The following is a 21193-nucleotide window of genomic DNA, read 5'->3' as shown; positions in this document are numbered from 1 at the left end:
TAAGGAACATTAACCATGGCACATGCACCACAGGTAAAAATCCCCGCCACCTACATCCGTGGCGGTACCAGCAAAGGCGTGTTCTTCCGCCTGCAAGACTTGCCCGAGCGCGCGCAGGTTCCAGGCCCGGCCCGTGACGCCCTGTTGCTGCGGGTGATCGGCAGCCCCGACCCATACGGCAAGCAGATCGACGGCATGGGTGGCGCCACCTCCAGCACCAGCAAGACGGTGATCCTGTCGAAAAGCATCAAGCCCGACCACGACGTCGACTACCTGTTCGGCCAGGTCTCGATCGACAAGGCCTTCGTCGACTGGAGCGGCAACTGCGGCAACCTGTCCGCCGCAGTCGGCTCGTTCGCCATCAGCGGCGGGCTGGTCGATGCGAGCCGCATTCCACGCAATGGCCTCGCTACCGTGCGGATCTGGCAGGCCAACATTGGCAAGACCATCATCGCCCATGTGCCGGTCACCGAGGGCGAGGTGCAGGAAACCGGCGATTTCGAACTTGACGGCGTGACCTTCCCGGCCGCCGAGGTGCAGCTGGAGTTCCTCGACCCGGCTGCCGACGAGGATGGCGGGGGCGGGGCGATGTTTCCCACCGGTAACCTGGTCGACGACCTCGAGGTGCCGGGCGTCGGTACCTTCAAGGCCACCCTGATCAATGCCGGTATCCCGACCATTTTCGTCAATGCCGCTGATATCGGCTATACCGGTAGCGAGTTGCAGGACGCCATCAACGGCGATACCGCCGCATTGCAGCGTTTCGAGACCATCCGTGCCCATGGCGCCGTGCGCATGGGGCTGATCGAACATATCGATCAGGCCGCCGGGCGCCAGCACACGCCGAAAGTGGCCTTCGTCGCGGCGCCGAGCACCTACACTGCCTCCAGTGGCAAAGCCGTGCCTGCCGAAGAGATCGACTTGCTGGTGCGTGCGCTGTCGATGGGCAAGCTGCACCACGCGATGATGGGCACCGCAGCGGTGGCCATCGGTACTGCCGCGGCGATTCCCGGGACGCTGGTCAACCTGGCTGCCGGTGGCGGGGAACGAAGTGCCGTGCGTTTCGGCCATCCGTCTGGGACACTGCGGGTCGGGGCCGAGGCGCGTCAGGTGGACGGGCAATGGACCGTGACCAAGGCAATCATGAGCCGAAGCGCTCGGGTGCTGATGGAGGGCTGGGTACGCGTGCCCGGTGATAGTTTCTAAGGCATCAGTAGTGCTCGGCATTCGTTGAGCGGGGCCGCTTTGCGGCCCCTGTTATCAAGGAGCCACGAATGAGCGCAAACGTAGACCTCAACACCCGCCCCGACTACGATCAGGTGCTGCAGACCCTCGCCGACTATGTGCTCGGCTACCGCGTCACATCCTCCGAGGCGCTGAACACCGCCCGCCACTGCCTGATGGACACTCTGGGCTGCGGCCTGCTGGCCCTGCGCTTCCCCGAATGCACCAAGCATCTTGGCCCGTTGGTCGAAGGCACGATCGTCCCCCATGGCGCCCGCGTGCCGGGCACCAGCTACCACCTTGACCCGGTCAAGGCGGCCTGGGACATCGGCTGCATCGTCCGCTGGCTGGACTACAACGACACCTGGCTGGCGGCGGAGTGGGGTCATCCCTCGGACAACCTCGGTGGCATCCTGGCGGTCACCGATCACCTGTCGCAAAAGCGCGTGGCCAATGGCGAGGCGCCCCTGGCCATGCGCGAGGTGCTCGATGCCATGGTCATGGCCCATGAGATCCAGGGCGTGCTGGCACTGGAGAACTCCTTCAACCGGGTTGGCCTGGACCATGTGCTGTTGGTCAAGGTCGCCTCGACAGCAGTGTGTGCCAAGCTCATGGGCGCCAGCCGCGAACAATTGCTGTCAGCACTCTCTCACGCCTTCGTCGATGGCCAGGCCCTGCGCACCTACCGTCATGCGCCCAATGCCGGGTCGCGCAAGTCGTGGGCGGCGGGGGATGCCTCCAGTCGTGGCGTGCGCCTGGCCGATATCGCGCTGCGAGGCGAGATGGGTGTGCCCGGTGCGCTGACCGCCAGGCAGTGGGGGTTCTATGACGTGTCGTTCAGCCACTCCAACAAGGACCTGGCGCTCAAGCCCGAGGCGCAGCGTGAGCTGCGCCTGCCGCAGCCGCTGGGCAGCTATGTGATGGAAAACGTGCTGTTCAAGATCAGCTTCCCCGCCGAATTTCATGCCCAGACGGCCTGCGAAGCCGCGGTGATCCTGCACCCGCAGGTGCGCAACCGCCTGCACGAGATAGACCGCATCGTCATCACCACCCACGAGTCGGCGATCCGCATCATTTCCAAGGAAGGGCCGCTGGCCAACGCTGCGGACCGCGACCACTGCCTGCAATACATGACGGCGGTGCCGTTGATATTCGGTGACCTGGTGGCCGAGCACTACGAAGATGCCTTCCATGCCGCTCATCCGAGCATCGACCGCTTGCGCGAGAAGATGGTGATCGTCGAGGATCCGCGCTTCAGTCGCGAGTACCTGGAGGCCGACAAGCGTTCCATTGCCAATGGCGTGCAGGTGTTCTTCAAGGATGGCTCGCACACGCCGCAAGTGGTGGTGGAGTACCCGCTCGGGCATCGACGCCGGCGGGAGGAGGGGATGCCATTGCTGGAGGCGAAGTTCAGGGAGAACCTGGCGACGCGATTTGCGCGGCAGCGCTGTGAGGAGATCGTGGCGTTGTGCAAGGACCAGGAGAGACTGGAGGCAATGCCCGTGCACAGGTTTGTCGATCTGTTCGTGATTTGATGTTGTCTGTTGCGGCCTCATCGCTGGCAAGCCACTCCCACAGGTTTGGCGCTGACCTTGAGCACTGCGCGATCCTGTGGGAGCTGGCTTGCCAGCGATGAGGCCGGCGCCTCTAATAAAAAAGCCCCGGTATCTCTACCGGGGCTTCTTCTTACCGCTTTTAACTTACCACTTGCAGCTGCTTACGCCTGAACCACCGGGATCTTGGCGTTGGCCGCGGCTTCGCGGAACTCGGCGATCTGGTCGAAGCTCAGGTAGCGGTAGACGTCGGCAGCCATGCTGTCGATGTCCTTGGCGTACTGCATGTACTCTTCAACGGTCGGCAGCTTGCCGATGATCGAAGCGACAGCAGCCAGCTCGGCCGAGGCCAGGTACACGTTGGTGGCATCGCCCAGACGGTTCGGGAAGTTACGGGTCGAGGTGGAGACCACGGTCGAACCGGTCTGTACACGTGCCTGGTTACCCATGCACAGCGAGCAGCCTGGCATTTCCATGCGCGCGCCAGCCTTGCCGTAGATGCCGTAGTAGCCTTCTTCGGTCAGCTGGTGGGCGTCCATCTTGGTTGGCGGGGCCAGCCACAGACGGGTCGGGATACCGCCCTTGACCTTGTCCAGCAGCTTGCCGGCAGCGCGGAAGTGACCAATGTTGGTCATGCACGAACCGATGAACACTTCGTCGATCTTCTCGCCCTGTACCGAAGACAGCAGGCGGGCGTCGTCCGGGTCGTTCGGCGCGCAGAGCACAGGCTCCTTGACGTCGGCCAGGTCGATTTCGATGATTTCGGCGTACTCGGCATCGGCGTCGGCCGACAGCAGCTCAGGCTTGGCCAGCCAGGCTTCCATGGCCTGGGCGCGGCGCTCCAGGGTGCGGGCATCGCCGTAGCCTTCGCCGATCATCCAGCGCAGCAGGGTGATGTTGGACTGCAGGTACTCGGCGATGGCCTTCTCCGGCAGCTTGATGGTGCAACCGGCGGCGGAGCGTTCGGCCGAGGCGTCGGACAGCTCGAAGGCTTGCTCGACGGTAAGGTCGTTGAGGCCTTCGATCTCCAGGATGCGTCCGGAGAAGGCGTTCTTCTTGCCTTTCTTCTCGACGGTCAGCAGGCCTTTCTGGATGGCGTAGTAAGGGATGGCATGGACCAGGTCACGCAGGGTGATACCAGGCTGCAGCTTGCCCTTGAAACGCACCAGGATCGACTCCGGCATGTCCAGCGGCATGACGCCGGTGGCGGCGGCGAAGGCCACCAGGCCCGAACCTGCCGGGAACGAGATGCCGATCGGGAAGCGGGTGTGCGAGTCGCCACCGGTGCCGACGGTGTCAGGCATCAGCATGCGGTTCAGCCAGCTGTGGATGATGCCGTCGCCCGGGCGCAGCGACACGCCGCCACGGGTGCGGATGAAGTCTGGCAGGGTGTGGTGGGTGGTGACGTCGATCGGCTTCGGATAGGCCGCGGTGTGGCAGAACGACTGCATTACCAGGTCGGCGGAGAAGCCCAGGCACGCCAGGTCTTTCAGCTCGTCGCGGGTCATCGGGCCAGTGGTGTCCTGGGAGCCGACGGTGGTCATCTTCGGCTCGCAGTAGGCACCTGGGCGCACGCCCTGGCCTTCCGGCAGACCGCAGGCGCGGCCGACCATCTTCTGCGCCAGGGTGAAGCCCTTGGTCGAAGCGGCAGGTTGCTCTGGCTTCTTGAACAGGTCCGATGGGGCCTGGCCCAGCTCGGCACGGGCTTTCTCGGTCAGGCCACGGCCGACGATCAGCGGGATACGACCGCCAGCGCGGACTTCGTCCAGCAGCACTTCGGTCTTCAGCTCGAAGCTGGTGACCAGTTCGTCGCTGTCGTGGCGGCGCACTTCACCTTTGAACGGGTAGACGTCGATGACGTCGCCCATGGCGAGGTTGGTGCAGTCGAACTCGATCGGCAGGGCGCCGGCGTCTTCCATGGTGTTGTAGAAGATCGGGGCGATCTTGGTGCCGAAGCAGAAACCACCGGCGCGCTTGTTCGGTACATACGGGATGTCGTCGCCGAAGAACCACAGCACCGAGTTGGTGGCCGATTTACGCGAGGAACCGGTACCGACCACGTCACCGACGTAGGCGACCGGGAAGCCCTTGGCCTTGACCGCTTCGATCTGCGCCAGCGGGCCGACCGAACCAGGCTGCGAAGGCTCGATGCCGTCGCGGGCCATCTTCAGCATGGCCAGGGCGTGCAGCGGGATGTCAGGGCGCGACCAGGCGTCCGGAGCAGGGGACAGGTCGTCGGTGTTGGTTTCGCCAGGCACCTTGAACACGGTCAGGGTGTATTTTTCGGCGATGGCTGGACGCGAGGTGAACCACTCGCCGGCAGCCCAGGATTCCAGCACGGCCTTGGCGTGGGCATTGCCCGCCTTGGCTTTTTCGGCCACGTCGTGGAAGGCATCGAACATCAGCAGGGTGTGCTTGAGCTGTTCGGCCGCGACGGCGCCCAGTTCGGCGTCGTCCAGCAGCGCGACCAGCGTTTCGATGTTGTAGCCGCCCTGCATGGTACCCAGCAGCTCGGTGGCGTGCTTGCGGTCGATCAGCGGCGACTTGGCTTCACCCTTGGCGACAGCGGAGAGGAAAGCGGCCTTGACGTAGGCGGCTTCGTCCACTCCTGGCGGAACGCGGTTGGTGATCAGGTCTACGAGGAAGGCTTCTTCGCCGGCCGGCGGGTTTTTCAGCAGCTCGACCAGGCCTGCAGTTTGTTCGGCGTTCAGCGGCTGGGGCACGATACCCAGAGCGGCACGCTCTTCGATATGTTTGCGGTAGGCTTCAAGCACAGTTATTACCCTCATCAGTGGTCCCTAAAGGGAGTCCGGGACGCTCATCCAGCATTCTCCTGCACCCATGCGCTGAAGACGGCTTTTTGAGCCGGCAAGCCAGGGTCGCAGAGAATCCTTACAGAAGCTGTTTTCAAAGTTTTACGCCTGTAGAACGGAAGGCTGATGAGGGGTTGGCCGTGGCCATGCGCTCGCATGGACAGGGCCAACGCCGTTCTACCGGATGAACTGTGCTCGTGACGCTTTGAAAACAGCTTCCAACGGACATGGTTGCCTTGAAAAGGCGGAGTGATTCTACGGCAAAAATTAGCCGAAAGTAAGGCGGCGAAGAAGACTTTAACGGGTGACCCTGGTTAGACAAAGGGCTAACATGGGGCCGTGTTCCCCCGCCAAGCCGTTGTTTTTACATGTCCAACCAATCCATCAAGACGCCTTGCGTCGGCCTCTGCTCCACCGTCTACGGAGACCTGGTTTGCCGCGGCTGCAAGCGCTTTCACCACGAAGTGATCCACTGGAACGGCTACGACGACGAGCAGAAGCGCGCCGTGTGGCTGCGCCTGGAGCAACTGCTGGTGCAGGTGATGATGGCCAAGTTGGAAGTGTTCGACAAAGCGCGCTTGCGCGAGCAGCTCGAACAGCGCTCGATCCGCTATGTGGCACAGCAGTCGGAATATTGCTGGGCCTACCAGTTGATCGCCCGCGGGGCGCGGATGATTCGCGACCTGGAGGCCTACGGGATGGCCTTGCTGCCGGAGTTCCGCGACTGGGAGCTGCCACAGCTGCGCGACGCCATCGACCGGGAATTCTTTTTGCTCTCCGAGGCGCACTACCAGCGCTACATCGCGCCGGCGTTTCTGCAGCAGATCGGTGAGTAACCTGTTTCCCTCTGCCTTGTGTGGGCAGGTCTGGCGAGGATGACTCTCTACTCACGGTCGGGAGAGTCATCTTGAGTTACTACCAGTTCCAACCCATGTTGTGTTTCAACGCACGCTGCTGGTGGCAGCATAAGGACAAGCGCCTGGATTGTCGCCACTGGCCGCCGGCCGCCTCCGAGGCAATGCCTGTCTGGGTCACGTTCGACAGCGGCGACCGTGATGATGGGTGGGTACGATGCGAGCCCGAGCCGCCGCGCCAGTCCGATAAAATATTGTGCAATACGTTCTGGTTCGGCGTGTACGCGCTCGGCGAGCAGTACGCCTACGACATCCGGCCGGCTTACTCGGGAGCTACGTTGGAGCTCTGGCCAAGGCTGGAGAGGGTGCTTGATACCAACATCGATGGCTACCTGGGCATGTACGACGTGCCGACCGAGCCCTACCGGTGGTATGAGCCTACGGCGCCGCTTTGGCAGCTGGAAGGCCTCGACCCTGCAAGCTTGGCGCCTGGCGCACGGCGCTGCAATCTGCAGTGGTACAGCCCAAAAGGCAAGGCCGTGCGGCGCATCAGCGATTTGACCCGGTCGTACCTCGATGATTGGAAAGGGGTCAGGGGAATGGTAAGCCTGGAGGTGCACGAAGTGCCCGTGCCGCCACACCCTAGGCCGAAAACCTGAGCGGCTGTTCAGTCCCCGGTGTACTCGCAACCGCTGGTGCAGGTCTCGTGGATGCGCACTTTCGACAGTTCCGGCAGCAGCGGCTTGACCTGATCCCAGATCCACTTGGCGATCACTTCGCTGGTAGGGTTTTCCAGGCCCGGAATGTCGTTCAGGTAGTTGTGGTCCAGCTGCTCGTAGATCGGCTTGAAGATCGCCTTGATCTCGGAGAAGTCGCGGATCCAGCCGGTGTGCGGATCGAGCGGGCCGGTCAGGTGCAGGGCGACCTTGAACGAATGGCCATGCAGGCGGCCGCACTTGTGCCCGGCAGGGACGTTGGGCAGGCGGTGAGCCGATTCGAATGTGAACTCTTTGAAAATTTCCACGCTGGCATAACTCTGTGTGAATCAACAATGCGCGCAGTCTACCAGCATGCCCGCTACAAGGCTTGCAACCGATCCTGCAACCGCCCGGTGGCGATCAGCTCCAGCAGTTCGTCGCCCAGGCGCCGGCTTTCGGCGATGGCCTTGTACCAGTAACGCTTGCGGCTCGGCGCATCGCCCATGAAACGCTTGAAGTCGTTGCGATCCGGCAGCTTGCCGTAGGGCAGGGCGGCCAGGTACTGCGGCGACGGGGTCATCAGCAGCACGTTCTGCAGGCGCGTGGCATCGCCCTTGCGCCAGGGCAGGGCCTTGTCGAACCAGCCGGGCACCACCTTGTCGGTGAAGTGCGGATAGAGCACCAGGTCGTCGCCGCGGTAGGGCAGGTCCAGATGGTAGTCGAGTAAGCCGCCGTCGCGGTAGGTGCCGGCACCCGCGCCGGGGATGTCGCGTACACCCTCCATGACCATCGGGATCGAACCCGAGGCGAGCAGGGCGTGGCGCAGGTTGGCCAGGTCCAGTGGCAGGCTGCGCGAAGGGAAGTCGGTGAGCGCCTCCAGCGGTGGCGCGGCACGTTGATCGTGCAGGATCACGCGCTCGAAGTGTCGGGCCAGGCGCGAGCGGCCCAGCAGGTTGCTGGCGATCACCGAGCCCAGCCCCACGCCCAGGCGGCCGCGGTGATCGTGGGCGAGCTGGCCGTGGCTCTTCACCACCAGGATGTTCAGGCGATAGTGCGGGTTGGCGAGGATCTGCCCATCGTGGCCCTGCAGCAGGTCGTCGAGCATGCGTTGGCAGCTCTGGCTGATTTCCCTGGGGGTCACGCCCTTGGCGAAATCCTGCTCGGTATACAGCTCGCCCAGGCGGCGGATGCCGGCCACCGGGTCGTCGAGGCAGGCACTGGCGAAACGCCAGGAGCCGATCGAGGCGCCGATCAATGCCCGTTGCCGTGGTGCCGTCGGCAGCCATTCACCGAACAGCGCCAGGTCCAGGCCCTGGATTCCCAAGGGCTTGGGGCCACCGGCGGCGCCCGGCAGCACGCCGACATCGGCGGCCAGCAGGCCGCGCTCGCGGATCTGCCGCAAGGCGCGCTGGCCGGCCTTGAAGGTCAGGGCGGGATACTTGATGTGGATGGCGCTCATGGCGGGGTCTCGGGCAGGGCAGGCGGGCAGTATAGGGCTTTATTGCGAGGCGGCGATGCCATCACCGCCCCACGTGGCCGCGACAAGGCCGCAAGCTGCGCTATCATGCGGCCAGCTGTTTTCAGGTTGAGTTAAGGACCGGTGGTTAATCTTAACCCCGTAGACAAATTGCACATCTCGCTGGAGAGAACCTCATGAAAACTTTGACTGCCCTGTTCACCGCCACCGCCCTTGCTTTCGGTGCCAATGCCGCCTTCGCCAAGGATGTTCAGCCCGATGAAGTGGTCAAGCTGGTGAACGCCAAGACCATCAAGTCGCTGGATGAACTGAAGGCCGTCGCTGTGGCCAAGCATCCCGGCGCCACCGTGACCGACTCGGAGCTCGAGAACGAGTACGGCCGTTATATCTACAAGGTCGACCTGCGTGATGCCCAGAACGTTGAATGGGACGTGGACCTGGATGCCAAGACCGGTGAAGTCCTGAAGGACGAGCGAGACAACTGATGCCTGCACTACCGCGAACGGCACGCTACCTGGCCTTGGCCCTGTTGACCGTCTGTTCGCTGGCCGCCGCGCGCGACCTGGACCAGGATGAAGCCCTGGAGCTTCGGCAAAAGGGCATCATCCTGCCGCTGGAGCAATTGCTCGAAGCCGCCCTGGGGCGTTACCCCGGGGCACGGCTGCTGGAGGCGGAACTGGAAGAGAAGCACGAGCGCTACGAGTACGAGGTCGAACTGCTGACCCCGGCGGGCGTGGTGCGCGAGATCAAGCTCGACGCCCGCACCGGCGCGCTGCTCAAAGACGAGGAAGACGACTGAATGCGCCTGCTGCTTGTCGAGGACAATGTTCCCCTGGCCGATGAACTGACCGCCACCCTGCAGCGCCAGGGTTACGCCGTGGACTGGCTGGCCGATGGCCGCGATGCGGTATACCAGGGCCAGAGCGAACCCTACGACCTGATCATCCTCGACCTGGGCCTGCCCGGGCTGCCGGGGCTCGAAGTGCTGGGGCAATGGCGCGCGAGCGGCCTGCCCACCCCGGTGCTGATCCTCACCGCCCGTGGCTCCTGGGCCGAGCGTATCGAGGGACTCAAGGCCGGGGCTGACGACTATCTGAGCAAGCCCTTCCACCCCGAGGAGCTGCAACTGCGCATCCAGGCCCTGTTGCGCCGGGCCAAGGGGCTGGCCAACCAGCCGAAACTGGAAGCGGCCGGCCTGCATCTGGACGAGTCGCGCCAGTGCGTGAGTCGTGAGGGTGTCGATGTCCAGCTCACTGCCGCCGAGTTTCGCCTGTTGCGCTATTTCATGCTGCATCCGGGGCAGGTGCTGTCCAAGAGCCACCTGGCCGAGCACCTTTACGACGGCGAAACCGAGCGTGATTCCAATGTGCTGGAAGTGCACGTCAACCACCTGCGGCGCAAACTGGGGCGTAGCGTGATCGAGACTCGCCGCGGCCAGGGCTACGTGTACGCCGGGAGTGCTGCGTGAAGTCGATCCAGGCGCGCCTGAGCCTGGGCCTGGTGGCGGTACTGGTAGTGGTTGGGCTGGTCCTGGCGCAGTTGACCTTGTGGCTGTTCGAGGCGGGCCTGCAGCGTTACCTGGAAGCGGGCCTGCGCAAGGAAAGCGAAAACCTGCTGGTGGCGCTGGTGCGTGGCCCGTCCGGCCTGCAGTTGGACGAGCGACGCCTGTCGGCAGCCTACCAGCAGCCGTTCTCGGGCTACTACTTCCGCATTGATTTCGACCAGGGTACCTGGCGCTCCCGTTCGTTATGGGACATGGACATGCCCAAGCCCGGCAAGCCCGGCCTGGACGACGGTCACGAACTCGGCCCCGAGGGCCAGCAACTGCTGGCCTATCGTGGGGACTACCGGCGCCTGGGCCAGGACATCTCGATCAGCGTGGCCCAGGACTATTCACCGGTGCGTGAGGGCTTCCGGCGCATGCAACAGATCGGCCTGGGCCTGGGGCTGGTGGCGTTGATATTGGTCCTGGTGCTGCAACGCCTCACCGTGACCCGCTCGTTGCGCCCGCTGGAGCGGGCGCGCCAGCAGATCGCCCAGTTGCAGCAGGGTCAGCGCTCGCAACTGGATGCCGAGGTGCCCAGCGAGCTGCAGCCGCTGGTGGACCAGATCAACCACCTGCTGACCCATACCGAAGACAGCCTGCGCCGTTCGCGCAATGCCCTGGGCAACCTCGGTCATGCCTTGAAGACGCCGCTGGCGGTGCTTGTCAGCCTGGCTGCCAGCGAACGCCTGCAGGCGCTGCCCGAGGTGCGCGCGCAGATGCGTGAGCAACTGGAGCAGATCCAGCAACGCCTGGCCCGCGAACTCAACCGCGCGCGCCTGGCCGGCGATGCCTTGCCCGGTGCGCAGTTCGACTGCGATGGCGAACTGCCCGGGCTGCTGGCGACGTTGGGGATGATCCATGGCGAAGGCCTGCTGCTCGAGCGCGACGTGGCTCCAGGCTTGTTGCTGCCCTGGGACCGCGAGGATTTGCTGGAGCTGCTCGGCAACCTGCTGGACAACGCCTGCAAATGGGCCGACAGCGAGGTGCGCCTGGGCATCGCGCCAACCACCGAGGGTTACCAGCTGTGGGTCGATGACGATGGCCCGGGCATCCCTGAGGGGCAACGCCTGCAAGTGCTCGAGCGTGGTTCGCGGCTGGACGAGCAGGTCGATGGCCATGGCCTGGGGCTGGGCATCGTGCGCGATATCGTCGAGGCCTGGGGTGGGCGCATCGCGCTGCTGGAAAGCCCGCTGGGCGGGCTACGGGTCAGTATCGAACTGCCGCGCAAGGGGCGTTGATCGGAGCCGGCCCAATCGCGGGGCAGATCAACCGTGCAAAAAAATTGCAGTACAGCCGCAGTTTTTTGAATTGGCCCAGCGCCACCTGCGCCCGGCACAATGCCGGCCACGAAACCTTGCGGTTTCCATCTCTCCAAGGACGGAGCCCCCTTGCGCCACTGCATTGCGCAACACAGGGCCCAGGCCGGTCGCGCTGGGCTTTCTTTTTACCATCAGAAGAACACGATCAAGTCACCTCGATGTCTGCCTCGCGTCCCGAATCCCGCTTGCAGCGCCTGCTCCCGGCGCCGCTGAACATCCCTCCCCGAGAATGGTTGCGTGCAGGCCTTGGCGCGCTGCTCGGCCTGTTTCTCGCCGGCTATCTTTGCAGCCTGGCCTATGGGCCATCGATCGCCCTGCATCTGCTGGGCCCGCTCGCAGCCTCGGCGGTGCTGGTGTTCGCCGTGCACTCCGGTCCGTTGGCCCAACCCTGGCCCGTGCTGGGCAGCTACGCGCTGGCGGCTGTCGTAGGCCTGGCCATGCGCCACGCCTTCGGCGATGGGTTGTGGGTCGCGGCGGCGGCGTTGGGCATCGCCATCCTGGCAATGTGCCTGCTGCGCTGCCTGCACCCGCCCGGTGGCGGCGTGGCGGCCAGCGCGGTGCTGGCCGATCCGGGGCTGGTGGCCATGGGTGACCACCTGCTCGAGCCGGTATTGCTCAATGCGCTGATCCTGGTCGGCGTGGCCGTGCTCTACAACCGTCTGACCGGCGTGCGCTATCCCAAGGGCGCGATCCCGCGACGCGACCTGCACCACACCCACGACCCGCTGCCGGGCGAGCGGGTCGGCATCAGCGCGGGGGACCTGGACCAGGCCCTGGAGGAGATCGGCGAGTTCGTCGATGTCACCCGTGACGAGCTGGAGCGGATCATCCTGGCCACCGAGCAGCACGCCCTGCACCGCAGCCTGGGCGGCATCACCGCCAGCTCGGTGATGTCCCGCGACGTGCAATGGGCAACGCCGCGCACCACCCTCGATCAGGCCTGGAAGCTGTTGTCTGGCCATCACCTCAAGACCCTGCCGGTACTGGAAGAGGGACGCCTGGTGGGGATCGTCAGCCTCAGCGACCTGGTCGGCCCGGCCATGACACGTGGGCGTTTCAGCTGGCGCGGCCTGTTCCGGCGCAAGGTGGTGCGCCTGGAGCAGGTGATGAGCCGGCGGGTGGTCAGTGTCGGCAGCCAGCATCCGCTGGAGCGCCTGTTGCCGTTGCTCAGTGAACAGGGGCTGCACTGCCTGCCGGTGCTCGACGACGAAAAGCTGGTGGGGGTGATCACCCAGACCGACCTGATCGCCGGCCTCAAGCGGCACCTGCTCACTGCCGCGGCGCAGGGCTCAGATCACCGGGTCCCAGCGCTGTGACCAGTCGCTTTCGCCAGCGGCCAACAGTCGGCGCAAGACGCTGAAGGCCTGCTGCAATGCCTCGCTGTCGCGTTCGCGGGCATGCACCAGGAAGGTCGGGTAGGTGAACTCCGGCGCCTGGGGCACGCGCTCGAACACCGCGCTTTGCAGGTAGGCCTGGACCACCCGGGTGCGGAAATAGCCGCTGCCGCCGTGTTCGAGAATGAACTGCAGGGCCAGGGGCCCGAGATTGAAGCTCAGGGCCGGGCGCGACAGGTCGGGCAGGGCGGCGTCATGCTGGCGGCGGAACGCTTCGCCCCAGTCTATGTAGATGTACGGATCGGGCGCATCGACCCGGCGCACGCGGATCAGCTTCTCTTCCATCAACTGTTCGACCTGCAGGCCGGGGCCATAGGTCGGCTGGTAGACCAGCGCGGCGTCGAGCAAGCCCATCTCCACCTTGCGCAGCAGCGCTTCGCCATCGCTGACCTCGCTGCGGATGGCGTGGCTGGGCAGTTCCTGGTGCAGGGCGCTGACCCAATCGAGCAGCATCGGGTTGCCCAGGCTCACCTCGGCGCCCACATGCAGCACCTGCTGGCAGCCCTGGGGCAGCGGCAGGTCACGGCGCGCCGCTTCCCAGGTCTGCACCAGCTGGTTGGCATAGCTGACGAACGCCTCGCCATCGGTGGTCAGGCTGGCGCCGTTGCGGCTGCGCACGAACAGCTGGCAGCCCAGTTGCTGCTCCAGGCGCTGCACGCGGGCACTAATCGCCGTCTGTGAGACGAACAGGCGTTCGGCGGCGGCGACCAGGCTGCCGCAGCGGACGATTTCCAGGAAGGTGCGGGCCTGATCGATGTCCATGGTGCTGCTTCTGTGGCTGGAGAGGCGCCTATTCTAGAGCCATTGCACCTGTTTGGGGCGCTGGTTCAGCCACGTGCCAGTTCAGCCACGCGCCAGCTCAGCCAGATGTGCCGTGGCCTCTTCGCTCTTGAGCACCAGCACATCACCTTCCAGCGCATCCAGGACCACTTCCGCCGTGTTGCCGATCAACGCCCCGGAGATACCGGTGCGGGCCACGGTACCGACGATGGTCACCACCGCGTCGAGTTTTTTCTCGGTATAGGGAATCAGTACGTCGGCCGGCCCTTCGGCGATATGCAGCCTGTCATCGGTGATATCGAATTCCGCCTGGAACGCCGTGCACGCCTCGCGATAGCGTTTCTCGATGGTCTCCGTGAGCTGGTAGACCGGGTCGGAAGCCGACAGCATCGGCGAGGGATGGGCGCTGATCACGTGCAGTTGGCCTTTGGCCAGGCTGGCGATGTCGTAGCCGTGGTCGATGATGCTGGCATGCAACAGGCGATGGGCCTCGTCCTGGTTGCCCACATCCACCGCCGCCAGGATCACGCCGCCGGTCCAGGGGCATTCGCTCTTGACCATCAGCACCGCGCAGGGGCACTCGCGCAGCAGCTTCCAGTCACTGGGGGTCAGCAGTGCCTTGCGCAAGGGATTGTCCGGGCGGTGCTCCTTGATCACCAGTTCACAGCCTTCCGCTTGCTGCACATGGATGATCGACTGGTGCAGGCTGTCCTTCCACTTCTGTTCATGGGTGACATTGTCGTAGCCATCGTCATGCAACTGGCTGCTCAGCAGGCTCAACAGCGCGCTGTGGTCCTGCTTCTTGTCGCACATCAGCAGGTGCAGGCGCGCACCGGTCACCCCGGCAATCAGTTTGGCCCGGGTCAGGGCCCGGCTATGGACGTGCTCGGGGTCGAGGACGACGAGGATGCTGCGCACGGCTTGCATGGACGTGAACTCCTTTCGCGGATGGCGACCAATGCCTGACTATAGACGGCGCGGCGGCTCCCACCGGTTGACTTGAGTCAAGCATAGTCACTGGCGCTCGTCAGCGCCGCCGGTATAATCGCCGGTCCCGCCGATGTCCGCTGCGATTGTGAGTACCATGTCCCTGATTCCTGAAATCGATGCCTTCCTGGGTTGCCGCACCCCTGACGCCTGGATCGAGGCGGCACTGGCCGACCAGGAAACCCTGCTGATCGATCACAAGAATTGCGAGTTCAAGGCCGCCAGCACGGCGCTGAGCCTGATCGCCAAGTACAACACCCACCTCGACCTGATCAACATGATGTCGCGCCTGGCCCGCGAGGAGCTGGTGCACCACGAGCAGGTGCTGCGCCTGATGAAGCGTCGCGGCGTGCCGCTACGGCCGGTGTCGGCCGGGCGCTATGCCTCGGGCCTGCGGCGGCTGGTGCGGGCGCATGAGCCGGTGAAACTGGTGGATACCCTGGTGGTGGGGGCCTTTATCGAGGCGCGCAGCTGCGAGCGTTTCGCCGCCCTGGTGCCGCACCTGGACGAGGAACTGGGCACCTTCTACCACGGCCTGCTCAAGAGCGAGGCGCGGCACTATCAAGGCTATTTGAAACTGGCCCACCAGTACGGCGATGAAGCGGACATTGCCCGGGTCGTGGAGCACGTGCGCGAAGCGGAGGTCGGGCTGATCACCTCGCCCGACCAGGAACTACGCTTCCACAGCGGCATTCCCCAGGCTCAGGCCGCCTGAGCTATTGCCGGCGACCGAGCAGCAGCCCGACCACCAGGCCGAAGCCTGCAGAGACCGCCACGGTCTGCCAAGGGTGGCCACCGATGTACTCCTGGGTAGCCTCGACCACCGGCTGCGCCTTCTGGCCCAGGCGGCTGGTGGCATCGCGCGCCTGGCGCAACTTAAGCCCCAACTGCGCGCGCATGCCTTCGGCTTCCTCGCCGACCAGCGACGCGCTGTCGCTGAGCAGCTTCTCGGATTCCTCGATCAATGCCTGCAGTTCGCTGAACACCTGATCCTTGATCTGGTCGTTGTTGCCTTGCGCAGCGGTTTTCCTGGCCATGTACACATCCTCGTGAAGGGTTGGGCGTTGAACAATGGATGCCACGCTGCCGGGAAAGTTGCAGCGGCGTACCGGTGGCGCGTCGTCGCAGTGTAAGATAGCGCCCATTTTCCAGCGGCAGGTAATACCCGATGAGTTTCAATCTGGCCAACATGAGCTTCCAGGAACGGGCGCAGATCGAGGCAGAAAAGGCCCGCTTGTTCGACTACTGGCAGAACAACCTGGGCAAGGCCAAGGGCGAGGCGGCGCGCCTGATTGCTGAGAAGCCACGGCGCAAGGGCAAGTGGGCGGAGTGGGTGCGTGCCGAACTCGACGGCATGTCGCCGCCAGAGTTCAACCAGCTGGTGCGCAGCGAAGTGAACAAGATGATGGCCGCCGCCAGCGCCAACCGCTGAGCCAGGCGAACACCCCGAACGCCTGCGCTGGAGAATCCAACAGACCTTCCTGACTGGAGTTCCCTCGATGCCCAAGTCCATCGTCGCCGCCCTGCAGATCGGTTCGCTGCCTGGTGGCAAGGCCGCCACCCTGGCGCAGATCCTCGACTACGAGCAGGCCATCCGCGACGCCGGTGCCAGCCTGGTGGTGATGCCCGAGGCCTTGCTCGGTGGCTATCCGAAAGGCGAAGGGTTCGGCACCCAGCTCGGCTATCGCCTGCCTGAGGGACGTGAAGCCTTCGCCCGCTATTTCGCCAATGCCATCGATGTGCCAGGGCCCGAGACCGATACCTTGGCCGGCTTGTCGGCGCGTACCGGAGCGAGCCTGGTGATCGGCGTGATCGAGCGCAGCGGCAATACCTTGTATTGCACGGTGCTGTTCTTCGAACCGCACTCCGGCCTGGTGGCCAGGCACCGCAAGCTCATGCCCACCGGCACCGAGCGGCTGATCTGGGGCAAGGGCGACGGCTCCACACTGCCGGTAATCGAAAGCCGTGCCGGGCGCATCGGTGCGGCGGTGTGCTGGGAGAACTACATGCCGCTGCTGCGCACCGCGATGTACGCCAAGGGGGTGCAGTTGTGGTGCGCGCCGACGGTGGACGAGCGCGAGCTGTGGCAGGTGAGCATGCGCCATATCGCCGCCGAGGGGCGCTGCTTTATCATCAGCGCCTGCCAGGTGCAGGACTCGCCCGCCGCACTGGGCCTGGAGGTGGCCAACTGGCCGGCCGAACGACCATTGATCAACGGCGGCAGCGTGATCGTCGGCCCACTCGGCGAGGTGCTGGCCGGGCCGCTGGTGGGCGAGCGCGGCCTGCTTTGCGCCGAAGTCGATACCGATGAACTGGTGCGTGCGCGCTACGACTTCGACGTGGTTGGCCATTATGCGCGGCCGGATGTGTTCGAACTCAGCGTGGACGAGCGTCCGCGGCCAGGAGTCCGTTTCGTCGGTTCATCCAGCGCAGGCGAGTGATCTGCCAACCTGCCGGTAAAGCTGATTACCAGGCGGGGCCTGCGGCCGTTGGCAGGTCGAGCTTGCCTTTGTCGGTAAAACGCACGGTACCGAGTGGCCCTCCTGCCAGCTTGCCGCGCAACACATAGGGCAGGCCCTGCAGCGAGTCCACCTGGCTCAGGCCGTAGGCCTGGCGCAGGAAGGCGAAGGCGGTGACGCTCACCGGCACCACCAGCACTGCTTCGTCGTAGCGGCCGATATGCCCGCGCTGGTCGCTCACCCCGGCCGCCAGGGGCTGGTCGTTGACTTCCAGGTTGAGGGCGATGCCGTTGAAATCCACCGGGGTTTCGTTCGGGTTCTGCACGCGGATCTTCACCGCCATGCGCAGTTCCAGATCCTGGCCTGGCAAAGGATCGATGCCGATCACGCTGATGTTCAGCGGATCGCGCCCCTGGAACAGGGCGCAGGCGTTCAGGCCAAGGGTCAGCAGCAGGATCAGGCAGATGCGGGCATACATGGGTATCTGGCCTTGTGGCACGGGCGAGTCGGCAGTGTCGCAAATGCGTGGCGGCGATGAAAGCCGGGCATGCCGACGTTGCGGGCCTAACGCGAGCCGAATGTCATGCGCAGGTCTTCCATGAACGCTTGCTGCGCCTCACCGGGTGTTTGCCCGCGATGCCTGGCCAGGGTGAACGGCACCACGAAATCCAGCGCGGTATCCAGCGCCCGCAACAGGCCCTGGGCTTCCCAGGGCGCGGCGCAGTGACACGGCAGAAAGCCGATGTGTCGTCCTGACAGGATGAATGTCAGCGCGCTGTCGATCTGCTCTGCCACCGCCATGCTGTGGCGGCTCTGGAACGGCTCGCTCTGTTTGAGAAAACGATAGGGGTGGCTTACCTGATCGGACTCGAGCAACTGCTCGCGGGTTACCTGGGCCTGGCTGAACAACACGTGTCCCTTGCCGCAGTAAAGCCTCTGGCGCTCCTCGAACAGCGGCAGGTAGTCGAACGCCGCCTGGTTGCCGGAGAAGTAGCTGATGGCGCAGTCCAGGCGCTGCTCCAGCAGCAAGCGTTCGAGTTCGGCCGGTGGCGCGCTGGTCAGTTCCAGGCGCACGCTCTCGTCACGCTGGCGAAACCGCGCGATGGCTTGGGCCAGGCGTAGGCTGACGTCACGGTCCTGGTTCTCGGCCAGGCCTATGCGCACGCTGCCCAGCAAGCGCCCGGCAACACCGTTGGCCTGTTGGCGGAACTGCTCGATCTGCAGCAGCAGGCCGCGGGTCGCCTGCAACAGCAACTCGCCTTTCTCGGTCAGCCGGAAGCCGCCCTTGCCCCGGCTGCACAGGCGATAACCCAGGCGGGTCTCCAGTTTCGCCATCTGTTGGCTGATGCTGGGCTGGCTGAGCCCGAGCACACCCTGGGCGGCGCTGAAGCCGCCGGCCTCGACTACAGTGACGAACAGCCGCAGCAGGTGCAGGTCCGGGTCGTGCAATTGTCCGAGCATCACATTGCTCCTGGTGAATGTCAGCTTCGCAAAGTTGCCATTTTTGCAATGTAACCCGGCAGGCATGCTGGCGGCATCCACCCTTATGCCGAGGTGTCCGCCATGCGTTCGACGTTGTGCCTGCTTTCATTGCTGATCGCCCTGCCGCTGCAGGCCGAAGAGAAGGTCGTCAACCTGTACAGCTGGGCCGACTATGTCGCCCCGCAGACCCTGGAACGTTTCGAAAAGGAGACCGGCTACAAGGTCCGCTACGACACCTTCGATACCACCGAGGTGCTGGAGACCAAGCTGCTCACCGGTGGCAGCGGCTACGACGTGGTGGTGCCGTCGGCCACGGTGCTGGCCCGGGCCCTCAAGGCCGGCGCCCTGCAGCCGCTCGAGGCGCAGGCGATGCCCGGTTATGCCAACCTCGACCCGGACCTGCTGGCCAAGCTGGCCGAGGCCGACCCCGGCAATCGCCATGCCGTGCCTTACACCTGGGGCACCCTGGGGCTGGGGGTGAACGTCGAGGCCGTACGCCAGCGCCTGGGCGATGTGCCCCTGGACAGCCTCGACCTGCTGTTCAAGCCTGAGTACGCCAGCCGCCTGAAGGACTGCGGCATCGCCATGCCCGACTCACCGCAGGAAGTGATCGGCGTGACCCTCAACTACCTGGGCAAGGACCCGTACAGCCAGGACAAGGCTGACCTGGACGCGGCGCAGGCGCTGTTGCAGCAACTGCAACCGTCGATCAGCTACGTGGCCAATGGCCGCCAGGTCAACGACCTGGCCAACGGCAGCGTGTGCCTGGCGCTCACCTACAACGGCGATGCCGCCATGGCCGCCGACCAGGCGCGCCGCGCTGGCAAGCCCTTCGAGCTGATCTACCGCATCCCCCGCGAGGGCACGCTGGTGTGGCAGGACAACCTGGTGATCCCCAAGGACGCACCGCATCCCGAGGCGGCCCGCGCTTTCATCGCTTTCATGCTGCGCCCCGACTCGGTGGCGGCACTGACCAACACGCTGTTCTTCGCCAACGCCAACCAGGCCGCCACCCCGCTGGTGGACGCGGCGATTCGCAACGATCCGGACATCTATCCGTCGGCCGAGGTGCGCCAGCGCCTGTTCGCCGACCGCAGCATGGCGCTGGCCGACCTGCGCCAGCGCAACCGCCTGTGGACCGCCTTCCGCAGCCGCCAGTGAACGACAACGACAGGAGACACACCGTGGACCTCGCCCAGAACAACGACCAGGCCATCACCCGTGACAGCCTCTATGGCACCGCTGCCGAAAGTACCTATGCCGGCATCACCAGCTTTTCACGGCGCCGCTACAGCCGCGACCTGCGGGGTGTCGACGTGGTGGTAAGCGGCGTGCCGTTCGACACCGCCACCAGCAATCGTCCCGGCGCGCGCTTCGGTCCGCGGGCGATCCGTGCCGCCTCGGTGCAACAGGCCTGGGCCCGGCACTGGCCCTGGGCGTTCGATCCGTTCGACCACCTGGCGGTGATCGACTACGGCGATTGTGCCTTCGATAGCGGTACGCCGCAGTCGGTGCCGCAGAGCATCGAGGCGCATGCCGAGCACATTCTCGAGGCCGGCTGCGCCATGCTCACCTTGGGCGGAGACCATTTCATCAGCTATCCGCTGCTCAAGGCCCATGCCCGTCGGCATGGCCCGCTGGCGCTGGTGCACTTCGATGCGCACAGCGACACCTGGCCGGACGAGGAGGGCCAGCGCATCGACCATGGCACGATGTTCTGGCACGCGGCGCGGGAAGGGCTGGTGGACCCGGCGCGCTCGGTGCAGATCGGCCTGCGCACCACCAACGACGACAGCCAGGGCTTCGCCATTCTCGACGCCCGCCAGGTGCATCGCCAGGGCACCGAGGCGATCGTCACTGCCATCCGCCAGCGGGTGGGCGACCGGCCGGTGTACCTGACCTTCGATATCGACTGCCTGGACCCAGCCTTCGCCCCCGGCACCGGCACGCCGGTATGCGGCGGCCTGAGCACGGTGCAGGCGCTGGAGATCCTCGGCGGGTTGCGCGGGATCAACCTGGTGGGGATGGACCTGGTGGAAGTGGCGCCGGCCTATGACCATGCCGATATCACCGCGCTGGCCGGCGCGACCCTGGCGATGGAGATGCTGTGCCTGTATGCCGCGCGGCACAAGGTAGATACAGTCGGTTGACACCAGGGCTGAAGGTAGCCCAAGGGGCACATACTGAAACATCAGGACCCAAATTCATTCTTTTGCGTCGAACCCTGCGCGCCTTAGGCTATCCAACCTTCGAGCGCGCCTTTTCGTAGCGGAGGTGAAGCATGAATCCCACACTGCCAATCCTGGGCCTCGGCCTGGTGCTGGCGTTGCCACTGCAGGCTGCGTCCTTGGCGCCGCCACTGCTTGCCGCCAACGACAGCAACAATCCCTACAACAGCCCGATCATGCGCGCCAACCCCAACAGCCGGCAGGGCAGCGTGCCGGCAATGCCGCCCGTGCGCGGCCCGTCCACGCAACCCAATCCGCGCCCCCCCACCCTCGACAACCGCGGTATCGGCAACGGTGAAAACCTGCGCCGCGAGCAGCAGACCCCGAACCTGGAACCCACCCGGCCACCACGCGATTCACCACGCGCGCCGTGAGCCCT

23 protein-coding genes are annotated in these 21193 nt (G+C 65.0%); 15 read left to right on the top strand and 8 right to left on the bottom strand.

The window, feature by feature from the left end:
* Window positions 1–15: 15 nt before the first annotated feature.
* Both prpF and prpD read left to right on the top strand, forming a co-directional pair.
* Window positions 16–1206, top strand: coding sequence for a 2-methylaconitate cis-trans isomerase PrpF (prpF, locus tag LU688_RS18120; protein WP_023630594.1), 1191 nt, complete (start codon window positions 16–18; stop codon window positions 1204–1206).
* Window positions 1207–1274: 68 nt separating this feature from the next.
* Window positions 1275–2759: a 2-methylcitrate dehydratase gene (prpD, locus tag LU688_RS18115; RefSeq protein ID WP_094011300.1), complete on the top strand. Its 1485-nt coding sequence runs from the start codon at window positions 1275–1277 to the stop codon at window positions 2757–2759.
* A 182-nt stretch (window positions 2760–2941) separates the two neighbouring features.
* Here the strand turns inward: prpD and acnB are convergent, their stop codons facing one another.
* Window positions 2942–5551: a bifunctional aconitate hydratase 2/2-methylisocitrate dehydratase gene (acnB, locus tag LU688_RS18110; RefSeq protein WP_023630592.1), complete on the bottom strand. Its 2610-nt coding sequence runs from the start codon at window positions 5549–5551 to the stop codon at window positions 2942–2944.
* Window positions 5552–5958: 407 nt separating this feature from the next.
* Between acnB and LU688_RS18105 the strand changes: the two genes are divergently transcribed.
* Together LU688_RS18105 and LU688_RS18100 are read left to right on the top strand one after the other, a co-directional pair.
* A complete protein-coding gene (locus LU688_RS18105) occupies window positions 5959–6426 on the top strand; it encodes a DUF1289 domain-containing protein (protein ID WP_023630591.1) in 468 nt (155 codons plus the stop codon).
* A 71-nt stretch (window positions 6427–6497) separates the two neighbouring features.
* Window positions 6498–7103 (top strand): hypothetical protein, encoded by a 606-nt coding sequence (locus tag LU688_RS18100; RefSeq protein ID WP_031315091.1) that lies wholly within the window; start codon window positions 6498–6500, stop codon window positions 7101–7103.
* Between the two features lie 8 nt (window positions 7104–7111).
* Here LU688_RS18100 and queD read toward each other — a convergent pair whose 3' ends face one another.
* Window positions 7112–7468, bottom strand: a complete 357-nt coding sequence (gene queD, locus LU688_RS18095) for a 6-carboxytetrahydropterin synthase QueD (RefSeq protein ID WP_023630589.1) — start codon at window positions 7466–7468, stop codon at window positions 7112–7114.
* 53 nt (window positions 7469–7521) lie between these two features.
* Window positions 7522–8601, bottom strand: coding sequence for a patatin-like phospholipase domain-containing protein (locus LU688_RS18090; protein ID WP_094011301.1), 1080 nt, complete (start codon window positions 8599–8601; stop codon window positions 7522–7524).
* Between the two features lie 194 nt (window positions 8602–8795).
* Between LU688_RS18090 and LU688_RS18085 the strand changes: the two genes are divergently transcribed.
* The 5 genes from LU688_RS18085 to LU688_RS18065 all read left to right on the top strand — a co-directional run bounded on the left by LU688_RS18085 (window position 8796) and on the right by LU688_RS18065 (window position 12800).
* Window positions 8796–9104, top strand: a complete 309-nt coding sequence (locus tag LU688_RS18085) for a PepSY domain-containing protein (protein ID WP_094011302.1) — start codon at window positions 8796–8798, stop codon at window positions 9102–9104.
* Window positions 9104–9418 (top strand): PepSY domain-containing protein, encoded by a 315-nt coding sequence (locus LU688_RS18080; RefSeq protein ID WP_023632694.1) that lies wholly within the window; start codon window positions 9104–9106, stop codon window positions 9416–9418. The genes LU688_RS18085 and LU688_RS18080 overlap by 1 nt, the downstream gene beginning before the upstream one ends.
* The gene (locus LU688_RS18075; RefSeq protein ID WP_023632693.1) at window positions 9419–10087 is read left to right on the top strand and encodes a response regulator transcription factor; all 669 of its coding nucleotides are present in this window, start codon (window positions 9419–9421) and stop codon (window positions 10085–10087) included. It abuts the gene before it with no gap.
* A complete protein-coding gene (locus LU688_RS18070; RefSeq protein ID WP_094011303.1) occupies window positions 10084–11403 on the top strand; it encodes a sensor histidine kinase in 1320 nt (439 codons plus the stop codon). The genes LU688_RS18075 and LU688_RS18070 overlap by 4 nt, the downstream gene beginning before the upstream one ends.
* A 239-nt stretch (window positions 11404–11642) precedes the next feature.
* Window positions 11643–12800: an HPP family protein gene (locus LU688_RS18065; protein WP_094011304.1), complete on the top strand. Its 1158-nt coding sequence runs from the start codon at window positions 11643–11645 to the stop codon at window positions 12798–12800.
* Here the strand turns inward: LU688_RS18065 and LU688_RS18060 are convergent.
* Together LU688_RS18060 and LU688_RS18055 are read right to left on the bottom strand one after the other, a co-directional pair.
* Window positions 12774–13640 carry a LysR family transcriptional regulator gene (locus LU688_RS18060; protein WP_094011305.1) on the bottom strand — a complete coding sequence of 289 codons (867 nt, stop codon included), beginning with the start codon at window positions 13638–13640 and terminating at the stop codon, window positions 12774–12776. The two genes, LU688_RS18065 and LU688_RS18060, sit on opposite strands and share 27 nt — an antisense overlap.
* 81 nt (window positions 13641–13721) lie before the next feature.
* The gene (locus LU688_RS18055; protein ID WP_104445121.1) at window positions 13722–14585 is read right to left on the bottom strand and encodes a universal stress protein; all 864 of its coding nucleotides are present in this window, start codon (window positions 14583–14585) and stop codon (window positions 13722–13724) included.
* Window positions 14586–14742: 157 nt separating this feature from the next.
* Here LU688_RS18055 and LU688_RS18050 point away from each other — a divergent pair, with 157 nt between their 5' ends.
* The gene (locus LU688_RS18050; protein WP_094011307.1) at window positions 14743–15360 is read left to right on the top strand and encodes a MiaE family protein; all 618 of its coding nucleotides are present in this window, start codon (window positions 14743–14745) and stop codon (window positions 15358–15360) included.
* Window position 15361: 1 nt separating this feature from the next.
* Here LU688_RS18050 and LU688_RS18045 read toward each other — a convergent pair whose 3' ends face one another.
* The gene (locus LU688_RS18045) at window positions 15362–15682 is read right to left on the bottom strand and encodes an ElaB/YgaM/YqjD family protein (protein WP_094011308.1); all 321 of its coding nucleotides are present in this window, start codon (window positions 15680–15682) and stop codon (window positions 15362–15364) included.
* Window positions 15683–15813: 131 nt separating this feature from the next.
* Between LU688_RS18045 and LU688_RS18040 the strand changes: the two genes are divergently transcribed.
* Complete coding sequence (locus LU688_RS18040) at window positions 15814–16077, top strand: hypothetical protein (RefSeq protein ID WP_023630897.1); 264 nt, start codon at window positions 15814–15816, stop codon at window positions 16075–16077.
* Window positions 16078–16144: 67 nt separating this feature from the next.
* A complete protein-coding gene (locus LU688_RS18035) occupies window positions 16145–17086 on the top strand; it encodes a carbon-nitrogen hydrolase family protein (RefSeq protein WP_094011309.1) in 942 nt (313 codons plus the stop codon).
* A gap of 25 nt (window positions 17087–17111) precedes the next feature.
* On the opposite strand, the gene LU688_RS18030 is transcribed toward LU688_RS18035, so the two are convergent.
* Together LU688_RS18030 and LU688_RS18025 are read right to left on the bottom strand one after the other, a co-directional pair.
* Window positions 17112–17582 (bottom strand): LEA/WHy family protein, encoded by a 471-nt coding sequence (locus tag LU688_RS18030; protein ID WP_023630895.1) that lies wholly within the window; start codon window positions 17580–17582, stop codon window positions 17112–17114.
* Between the two features lie 86 nt (window positions 17583–17668).
* Window positions 17669–18565, bottom strand: a complete 897-nt coding sequence (locus LU688_RS18025; protein ID WP_094011310.1) for a LysR family transcriptional regulator — start codon at window positions 18563–18565, stop codon at window positions 17669–17671.
* Between the two features lie 102 nt (window positions 18566–18667).
* On the opposite strand from LU688_RS18025, the gene LU688_RS18020 reads away from it, so the two are divergent.
* The 3 genes from LU688_RS18020 (at window position 18668) to LU688_RS18010 (ending at window position 21188) form a co-directional block, all read left to right on the top strand.
* Window positions 18668–19747 (top strand): extracellular solute-binding protein, encoded by a 1080-nt coding sequence (locus tag LU688_RS18020; protein WP_160290570.1) that lies wholly within the window; start codon window positions 18668–18670, stop codon window positions 19745–19747.
* A gap of 23 nt (window positions 19748–19770) precedes the next feature.
* The gene (speB, locus tag LU688_RS18015) at window positions 19771–20736 is read left to right on the top strand and encodes an agmatinase (protein WP_094011312.1); all 966 of its coding nucleotides are present in this window, start codon (window positions 19771–19773) and stop codon (window positions 20734–20736) included.
* Between the two features lie 131 nt (window positions 20737–20867).
* Window positions 20868–21188, top strand: coding sequence for a hypothetical protein (locus LU688_RS18010; protein WP_094011313.1), 321 nt, complete (start codon window positions 20868–20870; stop codon window positions 21186–21188).
* Window positions 21189–21193: the final 5 nt, after the last annotated feature.

This window comes from Pseudomonas soli, from assembly GCF_021283165.2.
GTDB classification, from domain to species: Bacteria; Pseudomonadota; Gammaproteobacteria; order Pseudomonadales; family Pseudomonadaceae; genus Aquipseudomonas; species Aquipseudomonas soli.
This window is presented reverse-complemented; position numbering and strand designations above follow the sequence as displayed.

What these genes read in the sequence shown, in the direction of transcription:
- LU688_RS18040 (WP_023630897.1), top strand. Translation starts at nt 15,814, where the DNA reads ATGAGTTTCAATCTGGCCAACATGAGCTTCCAGGAACGGGCGCAGATC.
- LU688_RS18050 (WP_094011307.1), top strand. Translation starts at nt 14,743, where the DNA reads ATGTCCCTGATTCCTGAAATCGATGCCTTCCTGGGTTGCCGCACCCCT.
- LU688_RS18105 (WP_023630591.1), top strand. Translation starts at nt 5,959, where the DNA reads ATGTCCAACCAATCCATCAAGACGCCTTGCGTCGGCCTCTGCTCCACC.
- prpF (WP_023630594.1), top strand. Translation starts at nt 16, where the DNA reads ATGGCACATGCACCACAGGTAAAAATCCCCGCCACCTACATCCGTGGC.
- LU688_RS18035 (WP_094011309.1), top strand. Translation starts at nt 16,145, where the DNA reads ATGCCCAAGTCCATCGTCGCCGCCCTGCAGATCGGTTCGCTGCCTGGT.
- LU688_RS18065 (WP_094011304.1), top strand. Translation starts at nt 11,643, where the DNA reads ATGTCTGCCTCGCGTCCCGAATCCCGCTTGCAGCGCCTGCTCCCGGCG.
- LU688_RS18020 (WP_160290570.1), top strand. Translation starts at nt 18,668, where the DNA reads ATGCGTTCGACGTTGTGCCTGCTTTCATTGCTGATCGCCCTGCCGCTG.
- LU688_RS18075 (WP_023632693.1), top strand. Translation starts at nt 9,419, where the DNA reads ATGCGCCTGCTGCTTGTCGAGGACAATGTTCCCCTGGCCGATGAACTG.
- LU688_RS18045 (WP_094011308.1), bottom strand. Translation starts at nt 15,682, where the DNA reads ATGGCCAGGAAAACCGCTGCGCAAGGCAACAACGACCAGATCAAGGAT.
- prpD (WP_094011300.1), top strand. Translation starts at nt 1,275, where the DNA reads ATGAGCGCAAACGTAGACCTCAACACCCGCCCCGACTACGATCAGGTG.
- LU688_RS18055 (WP_104445121.1), bottom strand. Translation starts at nt 14,585, where the DNA reads ATGCAAGCCGTGCGCAGCATCCTCGTCGTCCTCGACCCCGAGCACGTC.
- LU688_RS18010 (WP_094011313.1), top strand. Translation starts at nt 20,868, where the DNA reads ATGAATCCCACACTGCCAATCCTGGGCCTCGGCCTGGTGCTGGCGTTG.
- LU688_RS18060 (WP_094011305.1), bottom strand. Translation starts at nt 13,640, where the DNA reads ATGGACATCGATCAGGCCCGCACCTTCCTGGAAATCGTCCGCTGCGGC.
- LU688_RS18025 (WP_094011310.1), bottom strand. Translation starts at nt 18,565, where the DNA reads ATGCTCGGACAATTGCACGACCCGGACCTGCACCTGCTGCGGCTGTTC.
- LU688_RS18030 (WP_023630895.1), bottom strand. Translation starts at nt 17,582, where the DNA reads ATGTATGCCCGCATCTGCCTGATCCTGCTGCTGACCCTTGGCCTGAAC.
- LU688_RS18080 (WP_023632694.1), top strand. Translation starts at nt 9,104, where the DNA reads ATGCCTGCACTACCGCGAACGGCACGCTACCTGGCCTTGGCCCTGTTG.
- LU688_RS18090 (WP_094011301.1), bottom strand. Translation starts at nt 8,601, where the DNA reads ATGAGCGCCATCCACATCAAGTATCCCGCCCTGACCTTCAAGGCCGGC.
- LU688_RS18085 (WP_094011302.1), top strand. Translation starts at nt 8,796, where the DNA reads ATGAAAACTTTGACTGCCCTGTTCACCGCCACCGCCCTTGCTTTCGGT.